This is a genomic window from Arthrobacter sp. H14 (assembly GCF_000520495.1).
In the GTDB taxonomy this organism is placed as follows: Bacteria; Actinomycetota; Actinomycetes; order Actinomycetales; family Micrococcaceae; genus Arthrobacter_C.
The window spans coordinates 3,604-7,247 of the sequence record NZ_KI914709.1; the positions used below are offsets into that span (position 1 = coordinate 3,604).

The window sequence follows — 3,644 nt, forward strand, 5'->3', positions numbered from 1 at the left end:
CCTGCCGTGACCGGCAGGACAAGGGCGGTGAGATCTAAGATCAAGCATGAGTGCAGAGAAGCGCCCGTCTGGGGCAGCTGAAATAACTGGGCGGGCTCCGCGGCGCCGGCGTACTGACCGAAGATGAATTCAAAACGAAGAAGGCCGAATTGCTCCGCGGTCGGTGGAGCATCGAGGACAGCCATACGCAATCCAAGGATCGCCCGAAAGTCACCGGACTTTGAAAAGGCCCTGCAAATTGCAGGATCGCGACATGCGCGCCTCGCTCTTGGCGGCCTTGCGCCCGAAGAAGCGGTCGCCGCGGAGTGAAACGACAGCCGGGCCAAGCGCTGTGATGGCCGGTTCGTGACCCGGCCCACCGGTGTCATTTTGTCACTGGTGGATCAGACTTTATGTACGGTGCTGCGCCCCCAGTGAAACACGAACGGTGCCACCACAGCAGCGAAGACCAGGTGAGCAAAAACCTCGAACGGCTGGTTTGGCATTTGGAATTGCGGGAACACGAACCGCCCGATTAGTTGAAAGTTGACGAGGTAGAGAAGCAGGCCGTACACGAGCGCAGCCACTGCGATGGTCGCATCCCGCGGCAGCCGCGCAGCTACAAGCCCGAAAATGGCGCCAAAGATGAGCGAGTTGACGACGTGGATGACAACACCGAGAGGCACGGAGGCTGTTCCAGCCATCAATGAGTCAGCGCCTAGGATAATCGACGAGATGAGGCTAAATGGTGCGACCGCCGGATTGCCCTGAGTTGCTGAGAACCACATGGTCACGCCGATGAAGACAGCGCCTCCAACAACGCCGCCCAAGGCGTCCAGCAGGGCGTAGCGGACGAGACTCGGTTTCGTTCGTACATCACTGGTCGACACGATAAGACTTCCTCACAAGTGGGCTACACAGCCAGGCCGCAACGGGCGCACCAAGTAGGATTCACACGCCATTCGCTAGTGCACCTTTTGCGAGTCTACATGCACTGGCGCAGTCGGCCATTGCATTTCTGAAACCACTGGTGTGCTGTTTGCCAAGACTTCTCCGCTGAGACGCACGATTACTTCAGCCAGAGCTTCGTCCAGTTCGATTCTCCGGACTTGCGCCGTCAATGCCGCGGCGAATTCACGCTGACCACGACACCTTGCCCGATATTATTTGATCACTCTGCATCACATAAGAATCAATTGTGGCCGAGACCGCCCAGTGCCGCCAATCCCATCCGGACCGGGAGTAATGATGTTCCCGGTGCATCCTAAGTGATGGTTAGTGGCCCCGTGATGGGGCGGGTCTCCAGCTCGAGATCCTTCATCCAGGTGGAGATCGACATTGGCCCTCCTGTATACACCATAGTTTTCCCGTTTCCCTGCAAGCCTAGACCCTTACATTTGACCGTGGGCCTTGTTGTTCCGCCTGCCCGATGGCCCAGGCTGCGTTGATGAGCCCGATATGTGAAAGCCCTTGAGGGAAGTTCCCGATCAATGTTCCCCCACGGCTGTCGATCTCTTCTGAAAGTAGCCCGAGATCGTTGGCGTATCCCGTGACGGCATCGAAGATCTCCCTCGCCCGTTCGATTTGCCCAGCCATGGCCCGTCCGGCGGCCAACCAGTAGGAGCAAATGACGAATGCACCCTCGTCCCCTGCCCCGGTCCATCGCTGGACAAGACCACCCCCGGAGGAAAGGTCCTCCTCGATGGCATCCAAAGTGGCGAGGATCCGATCGTCGTCCGCTGGGAGGAAACCCATAACCGGCATCAGGAGAACGCCCGCGTCCAGGTGATCCGATCCGAAAGCACCAGTGAACGCATTGACGGAGCCGTCCCAGCCATGCTCCAGTATTGCCGCCCGGACCTTGTCCCGCTCGGACTCCCACCTGAGAGCGTCCTGGGCGGCGCCGAGGCGGTCGGCGAGCTTCACGGCCCGGTCCAACGCCACCCAGCACATAAGTTTAGAGGTCAGATAATTTCGTTCACCCTCTCTTCCCTCCCATATTCCCGCATCGGTCTCGTGCCAGCTTTCAGCTGCCAGATCTGCCACTGCGATCAGGAAGTCCCGCGTCTGCGCCGACAACTCACCCAGCTGTTCGCGCAATACCCATGCGCATTCAAAGACCTCCCCAAGGACGTCGAGTTGTTTCTGATTCCACGCATCATTGCCCACCCGTACGGGACGGCTGTTGGCGTACCCGTTGAGGTGGTCAAGGGTGTGTTCGGTCAGATCATGTTCCCCGCCGGCACCGAACATAATTTGCAGGCGGCCCTGACTGATTGGTCCGGCTGAAGAGGTGATCCAATCAAAAAACTGGTGTGCCTCATCGGGACAAGCCGCGACCCAAAGTGCTTTGAGGGTCAGGCTGCCATCACGCAGCCACCCAAACCGGTAATCCCAGTTCGCCGTTTCCCCGGGTTCCTCCGGCAACGAGGTCGTCGGCGCGGCGATGACCGCCCCGGTGGGAGCGTAGGTCAGAGCCTGGAGCACCAGTGAGCTGCGATGCACCTGTTCAGGATACAGGCCCTGATAGCTTTGGTGCATATCGCTCCATGACTGCCATGCCGTAATGGTATCCACGAGGTGGGCGCCGCCATCCACCGGTGCGGGAGCGTGGTCCACCGAGCGGCGGTGCTGCAAGGTGAAGACGGTGCTCTCGCCCGCATTGAGGAGGAATGTTCCCCCTGCACACCCGTAGTCAACGGCGAGTTCCAGACCACCAGTCAGAGTCAGCCGGTCGGCGGCGCCTGCGATCTCCCACCCTGTTGCAGTCGGTGTGAAGTGTGGCCTCACAAGGCCGTATTCGGGGCGCGGCGCGACCTCGACCCTCACCTGAATAGGCCCCCCGATTGCCTCCAGCCGACGGAGGAGCACGTGCGGTGAATGGTGCCCGATCTGGTGCCCACGCTCGCCCCCGCCAAGCGAAAGGCCGTCCGTGAGACGGAGGACCCCGCTTCCGCAGTGAAACTCCGTTTCGATAACCATCGTTCCAGACAGGTACCGGCGGCTGACCGTGTATTGCTCTGCGGGGCGAATGAGCCAATATCCTGCATCCACATCCAGCAACCGGCCAAAGACGCTGGGTGCGTCGAACCGCGGCGGACACCACCAGTCGACCGATCCATCCCGTGAAACAAGAGCAGTTCCCTGACAGTCGCTGAGCAGACCATAGTCCGAAATGACCGCCGGGGGCGGATACGCAGCCTCCGGTTTCCCGATGTACATACATCTCCTCCAGCTCATCCGGTACCGCGTGGTCGTCATGCCTCATACGTCTCGCCGGTGGTCGGTGGGCGAATATCCACAGCATAGGGTAAAGGGCGGGCAGTAGCACTGGACGAGGATGTGGAGATTCCATGGAACGGACCGATGATGTCATCGACCTACTTGTGATCGGTGGTGGCACCGGCGGCATTGTCGGGGCAAAAACCGCGGCCAGGCTAGGGGCACGAACAGTTTTGGTAGAGCGCTCAAGGACCGGTGGCGACTGCCTGTGGACCGGCTGCGTGCCGTCGAAAACGCTCCTCTCCGCGGCAGCCCGGTCGGCAACGGAACGGACGCTGACCGACAACGGCACCCCTTTCTCCGACGTCCGGGCCCGGATAGCGGAAGCCATCGCCGCTATTGAACCGGACGATTCACCGGAGTCGCTGGAGGCGGCCGGCGCG

At 60.6% G+C, this 3,644-nt stretch carries 4 protein-coding genes; 1 reads left to right on the forward strand and 3 read right to left on the reverse strand.

All coding sequences use genetic code 11. The features are described from left to right. The 3 genes from Y707_RS32385 to Y707_RS0122015 form a co-directional block, all read right to left on the reverse strand. Window positions 1-185: hypothetical protein (locus tag Y707_RS32385; RefSeq protein WP_035783281.1), on the reverse strand; the 185-nt coding region annotated here is incomplete at its 3' end. Between the two features lie 198 nt (window positions 186-383). Then, window positions 384-869 carry a hypothetical protein gene (locus Y707_RS29330; RefSeq protein ID WP_026536628.1) on the reverse strand — a complete coding sequence of 162 codons (486 nt, stop codon included), beginning with the start codon at window positions 867-869 and terminating at the stop codon, window positions 384-386. Between the two features lie 493 nt (window positions 870-1,362). Further along, complete coding sequence (locus Y707_RS0122015) at window positions 1,363-3,240, reverse strand: glycoside hydrolase family 15 protein (protein ID WP_333782877.1); 1,878 nt, start codon at window positions 3,238-3,240, stop codon at window positions 1,363-1,365. Window positions 3,241-3,332: 92 nt separating this feature from the next. On the opposite strand from Y707_RS0122015, the gene Y707_RS0122020 reads away from it, so the two are divergent. Next, on the forward strand, window positions 3,333-3,644 hold a 312-nt coding region (locus Y707_RS0122020; RefSeq protein WP_026536630.1), incomplete at its 3' end, for an FAD-dependent oxidoreductase.